A 6099-nucleotide genomic window follows, 5' to 3' on the forward strand; every position below is an offset into this window, starting at 1 on the left:
GATTTCGTAATCTGTATTAAAATCGGATTTTTACTCTCATCAAGCCAAGAGACTATTTTCTCAATCTCTTCAAGAGTCATGGAAGTGCATCCAGCCGTGGCCGCATCTTTTGACTTTTGAACATGCATAAATATACAAGAGCCTCTTTTTTTAAGCTGCTCTTTGTTATGCCCTACGACAATCCCCAGTTCATACTGTCCGTCATCTCTTCTCATCTCTTCAAAGCTTTTTGGTTTAACTTTTGGCTCTTGAACTATTTTGTTGTAAAACTCCGAATCAGAGTCATCAACGCATATAAGACCCTTTCGTGCGTGTATATAAGGCATTTTTAGCTTTAAATCCTTCTCATACCCAAATATTGCCTCAAGTCTGAATATACCGATGGGCGCCTTTTTGTCCCCCTCATATTTAATCGGTTCACTCTCTTTTCTAGCGAGATTGATTTCTCCCAGTCCGAAACCGAATCCACTTTTACCTACATTGACTTTGATGGGGTCAAAAACTCTTGCTCCATCTTCAAAACAGTAGAGTTCTGCTTTGGTGGAGTTGTACTCCTCGCCCACTACTAAAACCATTTGCTCGCCCGCAAATACAAAGATTTGACAAATTATTATAATTAAGAAACTTTTTACCATAAAGTATGTTACTATTACTAAAATATGAGGCAGGTTAATTTTTAAAAATGGAAAAAATTTTATGAGTATAAATATAAGAAAAGCCAGTAGTGATGATGCGCCATTCTTAGCACAAATGATTTTGCAGAGCACTAGGGCTGACAAAAAAATCGGGATTTATGATCTGATTTTTAAAACTAAAAATGATAAAGATGCCTTAAATTATCTAGAAAAACTAACAAATACAAATGCAAAATCGAACTGCCACTATAGTAACTTCTTAATTGCAGAGATGGATGGCAAAAGCGTTGGTTCTCTTTGTAGCTATGAGCCTAGAATTGCGACAAGAGAGGTTTTTTTACAGGCTCTTAGCGAAATAGGAATTGACGGCGAGGAGAGCGAATATTTGGGGCTTATGGAGATTTGTTCATTTCCTATAAATATAAGAACACTTATTTTTGACTACATGGAGGAGCTTGAGGGTTTTATGGATGTGGGAATCTTAAAAGCGCTTATGCATAAAAGCCTCTTGAACGCAAGATTAAAGGGTTACCGTATTGCTCAAACAATAGTAGAGATCGGTTCATTAGAGACCCTTTTGTACTACAAAAAACTTGGCTTTAAAGAGCTCAAGCAAAAAGAGTGCGAGCCCTATAAAGAGATATTCGGTAGACCGGGTTTGGTTCTGCTCTCTATAGAGTTCTGATAGGTTCAGCATAGAACTCTCGGCGCTCTCTCTCTTCCCCTCACTTCTTGCCATCGCACTGGCGCTCTATACACGCAATGTGATGTTGTCTCTTTTTGGAGGAGTAGTTCTAGGCGTTTTTGTTTTAAACGACTTCTCATTTTTTGCCTCATTTGAAAATATATTTTCTCTCTTTATCTCTTTACTTTCAGAAGCTTGGATACTTAAAACCTTAGCCTTTGCAATCTTGGTTGGAAGCATAATGGCTCTGATTGAAAAATCTGGCGGCATTGAGGGTTTTGTAGATTATATGCTACATAAAACCAAGATTGTTAAATCTGCGCGTTCTGCATTGGTGCTTAGTTACGTTGTAGGCGTTATTATTTTTGTGGAGTCATCCATTACGGCTCTAATTTCAGGGGCTGTGGGAAAACCGCTTTGTGACAAATACAAGATACCCAGCGCAAAACTTGCTTTTGTCTGCGACTCGACATCGGCACCTATTAGCTCTCTTATAGTTCTAAACGGCTGGGGAGCGCTTCTTCTTGGGCTTATAGCTACGCAAGTCTCTTTGGGCATTATAGATATCGACGCTCTCTCTCTTCTTATAGACTCTATTTTATATAATTTTTACTCAATGGCAGCACTTGTAGTTACCTTTTTGGCTATATGGTTTAACATAGATTTGGGGGCCATGAAAAACGCAAAGCATATACCAAAAGATAAAGATTTGCTACAGAGCAACGGAGTGAGTATGTCTTATATGCTCCTGCCTATAATCTTGATGGTTATTTTAGTCTTTGTTTTTTTATATCTTACAGGCGAGGGTAATATTTTAAAAGGGAGTGGTTCTAGCTCTATATTTTATACAATGCTTAGCACTCTTATCTTTACTCTCTTTTATTTTGTCGGTACAAAAAATATGAACTTTTTAATGTGGAGCAAAACCGCATTTTTAGGGGCTAAAAAACTCACACCCATTGCACTAATACTCCTTTTTGCATTTGCCATAGGAGAGGTTACGACAGAGCTTAAAACAGGCCACTATTTGGCATCGTTGGCAGATGAAAACTTGAGCATCTACCTTTTGGCGGGAGTGATATTTCTTATAAGTTCGGTTATCTCATTTTCAACAGGAACAAGCTGGGGAACGTTTAGCATAATGATACCCGTTGCAGTTCCTATGGCAGTTACTATGGATGCAGATATTGCTCTGTGCATCGGGGCGGTAATCTCAGGCGGTATTTTTGGTGATCACTGCTCGCCAATTTCAGATACCACAATCATATCTTCGATGGCGAGTGACTGCGAGGTTATAGAGCATGTGCGGACTCAGATGCCATATGCTCTCATCAGCGGGGCAATCGCCCTTGTGCTGTTTGTAGTGTTTAGTTTTTTCTAAAGTCCTAGCGCAATGTTAATTGAGTAGCGCATATCCTCATCAAGATTTTCCATACTCTTTAACATCCATCTCAAGTAGGCAGCATCGCTTGTGGCGACTTCTACGAGGGTTTTGCCTTTGTACTTTCCGAAATTAAATGATTTTATAAGGATGGGTGTGAGGGTTAAATCGACCATCTTCTCAACCGGATTATCCTCTGGAAATCGTGCTAAAACACTCTCTTTGAGTTTGCTTAAAAATAGTTTCAGAACTAAAACATCACCTATCGCATCATGCGCTTTTATGGTTATGCCGAGTGCATCCGCCTCTTTTTGCTCCTCTTTGTAGATTCCCATTTTGTAGCGGAAATATTGAAGCCTGTGCGCCTCTTCATCGGGAAATATATGTTTAGCCACCCTTAGCGTGTCGATGACTTTCATCTGGGTTTTAAAACTCTCTTTTTCAAGCATTCCTATGTCAAAAGGGGCATTATGGATGATGAGATAGTTTTCATTTGTGTTAAGTTCTTGAAGTCTTTTATAAGACGCGCTCTCTTTGCAGGGGCTTTTTCCCTCAAGCATATCGGGAGTGATTCCATGAACCTCCATCGCAGCGTAGTTGATAGGAACATCCGAGAAGAAAAACTCATTTTGAACCTCAATCTCTTTTTCGCCTAAAACCATGAATCCAAGCTGAATTACTCTGTCCAACTCACCAACTCCAGTTGTCTCCGTGTCTAATATAATATATTTTTTTGCCAAATCTCTACCTTTTGTTTTTTACTTTAAAAAAGAAAAGAGTCTAACATATATTCACTTTGAGCATGAAGATACTCGGGGCTTAGCTCTATTTCTATCGTCTCTTCGCCAATCTCGTAGGTGCAAAATTGTACAAATTTAAGCTGAATTGCCTCGCCCTCAAACTCGAAGTTTCTAATAGCCAGGGGCTCATTTATCTCTTCAAGCAAATCTTGAATATCTTTTACAGACTCTTTGCATGGACGCAGACCAAGGAGTTTGAAAATATTTTGAAGCTTTATCTCCAGTGAGGGATCTTCATCCATGGCAATATATGTGTTATAAATGCCGCGTGCCAATTTTAGAGCATTTTGGCTGAGAGGTTCTGCTAGTAGATTTTGTTTTATAATCTCTTTTTTATACATAACTATTATATTATATCGATAATCATTAAAAGCATATAAAAGCTATAATAGAATCAATTTTCCGAGGTATATCTATGACACGTATTTTTTTATTTCTTATATTAATCTCGCTTTCTCTTGCGGCATTGCAGATAAAAGAGACGCCCATCGCATTTGGCAAAACAAGAGTAGGGCTGAGTAAAGAGTATATTAAAGAGCACTACGATTTAGAGGTAAAAGATATAAAAATTGTTCCAAAAATCATAGTTATTCATCATACGGCAATAGATGATTTCGCCGATTCGCTTTCGCGTTTTACCTCAGAGACTCTCCCCTCTGACAGACCCGATATTACAAGCGGTGGAGCGCTAAATGTCTCGGCTCACTTTATGGTTGAGCGTGACGGAACTATCCATCAGCTTATGCCGCTTGATTTTATGGCGCGTCATGTAATAGGGCTCAACTACAGCTCTTTAGGTATAGAGAACGTCGGCGGAGCAAACTCTGCGGATAACCTCACAAAAGAGCAGCTTCGGGCAAATGTTTTCCTTGTAAAAGAGCTCAAAAAACGCTTTGATACCATAGAGTATGTCATAGGGCACTATGAGTATAGATGCTTTGAGAACACACCGCTCTGGCTTGAGGTAGATGATGGCTACAGAACATTTAAAGATGACCCGTCAGTACGCTTTATGGATGAGCTAAGAGAAGAGATAAATGGTTTCAAAGGCGCGCCTTGTATTCAAGGGCATAAATGATTAGCTCGCCGCTTCTCTACCTCTTCTCTCTAGCACTTCTTGCCGCAGTTATCGCGCTTGTAGAGCAAAAAAGCGGCTCAAAATTTTTTAAGTTTGTTCCCTCATTCGTGCTTATCTATCTCTTTAGTATGTCTCTAGCCTCCTTTGGAGTGTTTGAGCAAAATGAAGCGATAGACGCTATATACAACAGCACAAAGCAGAACCTGCTCCCCGCCATGCTTTTTTTAATGCTTCTGCAGGTGGATATAAGAGACTTTTTTAAACTTGGAAAATCTCTTCTTATCGCTTATGCTTTGGCGCTCTTTTCGCTCTCTTTTGGATTTATACTCATCTCGTTGGTTTTTGATTTTAATGCAGAGACAGCATCCGCTTTTGGAGCGCTGAGCGGCAGCTGGATGGGCGGGGTGGCAAATATGGTAGCCGTCGGCTCGGCTCTTGGTGTTTCACAAGAGGCGTTCGGCTACGCGCTGATAGTCGACAGCGTAAACTACACCGTGTGGATAATGTTTCTGCTCTTTTTAACCCAGTTTGCCCACAGGTTCAATAGCTTTACTTCTTCACATGAGCAGATGGCAAAACTGAGTGAAATAGGGTGCGCATGTAGCATCGGAGCAAAGAGATACTGGCTTTTGATACTTTTGGCAATACTCGTCGCGTTTGCAACGAACCTTATAGCCTTAAGCGGGTTTGTCGTTCTAAGCTACACTACGACAACGGTTATTCTAGCAACTATACTTGGAGTTCTGGGTTCATTTACAAGGCTAAAAGAGTTAAACGGTTCAAGTGAAGCTGCAACCTCCATGCTCTACATGCTTATAGCACTCATCGGCTCAAAAGCGGTGTTTGAGAACTTTAGCGGCGTGGGTATTTTAGTCTTTGCGGGCTTTTGTATCCTGCTCATTCATGCTCTTGTAATGGTTATAGGAGCAAAGATATTCAAGCTTGATCTCTTCAGCATAGCCATAGCCTCGCTCTCAAACATAGGCGGAGTAGCTTCAGCCTCCATCTTAGCCGCAACATACAACAAAACACTTGTAGGCGTAGGCGTGCTAATGGCTGTAATGGGGTATCTTGTCGGAACTTTCGGCGGTCTGGCTGTGGGAAATATTTTGGTTTGGATGGCGGGGTAAGAGAATGAAACTGATTAACAAAGTTGAAGCAGTGCTGATCTCAAAAGATGAGTATGAAAAAATGACAGAAGCTTTAAAAATCGTAGAAGCCAATGAGATGACAAAATCGATTCAAGCAGGGCTTGAAGATGTAAAATCAGGCAGAGTCCAACCCATAGAAAAACTTTGGAGTGAGCTTGATAATTGAGTATAGTAACGACTTTTTAAATTTAATAAATCCTATCTTGATGAGAAAAAAGGTAAAATATATAGATTTAACTTCACATAATAAAAACAATTAGATTTTAGAAATACAAAAACTTATAAAGGTTTAAAAATGGCAAAAAAAGAAGTAATAACTGACCTTACGCACCAAGGAATCAAAGTTGCTTAATCTAAGGCATGAAAACA

Annotated in this window: 9 protein-coding genes; 5 read left to right on the top strand and 4 right to left on the bottom strand. The window is 39.7% G+C overall.

What is annotated here, in order from left to right:
* The coding region (locus tag IBX42_RS10835) for a L,D-transpeptidase family protein (RefSeq protein WP_294932809.1) at positions 1–575 on the bottom strand (575 nt) is incomplete at its 3' end.
* 121 nt (positions 576–696) lie between these two features.
* Here IBX42_RS10835 and IBX42_RS10840 point away from each other — a divergent pair.
* Positions 697–1320 (top strand): acyl-CoA acyltransferase, encoded by a 624-nt coding sequence (locus IBX42_RS10840; RefSeq protein ID WP_294932811.1) that lies wholly within the window; start codon positions 697–699, stop codon positions 1318–1320.
* Positions 1321–1386: 66 nt separating this feature from the next.
* On the opposite strand, the gene IBX42_RS10845 is transcribed toward IBX42_RS10840, so the two are convergent.
* Positions 1387–1560 (bottom strand): hypothetical protein, encoded by a 174-nt coding sequence (locus IBX42_RS10845; RefSeq protein WP_294932813.1) that lies wholly within the window; start codon positions 1558–1560, stop codon positions 1387–1389.
* Between the two features lies 1 nt (position 1561).
* On the opposite strand from IBX42_RS10845, the gene IBX42_RS10850 reads away from it, so the two are divergent.
* Positions 1562–2701: a Na+/H+ antiporter NhaC family protein gene (locus IBX42_RS10850; protein ID WP_294932815.1), complete on the top strand. Its 1140-nt coding sequence runs from the start codon at positions 1562–1564 to the stop codon at positions 2699–2701.
* Here IBX42_RS10850 and IBX42_RS10855 read toward each other — a convergent pair.
* Entirely contained in the window at positions 2698–3441 is a 744-nt protein-coding gene (locus IBX42_RS10855) for a 3'-5' exonuclease (RefSeq protein ID WP_294932816.1), read from the bottom strand. The genes IBX42_RS10850 and IBX42_RS10855 overlap by 4 nt on opposite strands.
* 23 nt (positions 3442–3464) lie before the next feature.
* The gene (locus IBX42_RS10860; protein WP_294932817.1) at positions 3465–3842 is read right to left on the bottom strand and encodes a hypothetical protein; all 378 of its coding nucleotides are present in this window, start codon (positions 3840–3842) and stop codon (positions 3465–3467) included.
* 74 nt (positions 3843–3916) lie between these two features.
* Between IBX42_RS10860 and IBX42_RS10865 the strand changes: the two genes are divergently transcribed.
* The 3 genes from IBX42_RS10865 to IBX42_RS10875 are packed head-to-tail and all read left to right on the top strand — an operon-like array spanning position 3917 to position 5896.
* Positions 3917–4579 carry a peptidoglycan recognition family protein gene (locus IBX42_RS10865; protein ID WP_294932819.1) on the top strand — a complete coding sequence of 221 codons (663 nt, stop codon included), beginning with the start codon at positions 3917–3919 and terminating at the stop codon, positions 4577–4579.
* Complete coding sequence (locus tag IBX42_RS10870) at positions 4576–5709, top strand: DUF819 family protein (protein ID WP_294932821.1); 1134 nt, start codon at positions 4576–4578, stop codon at positions 5707–5709. Before IBX42_RS10865 ends, IBX42_RS10870 begins: the two co-directional genes overlap by 4 nt.
* 4 nt (positions 5710–5713) lie before the next feature.
* The gene (locus IBX42_RS10875) at positions 5714–5896 is read left to right on the top strand and encodes a hypothetical protein (RefSeq protein ID WP_294932823.1); all 183 of its coding nucleotides are present in this window, start codon (positions 5714–5716) and stop codon (positions 5894–5896) included.
* The last annotated feature ends 203 nt before the right edge of the window (positions 5897–6099 follow it).

Source organism: Sulfurimonas sp., from assembly GCF_014859695.1.
GTDB lineage: Bacteria > Campylobacterota > Campylobacteria > Campylobacterales > Sulfurimonadaceae > Sulfurimonas.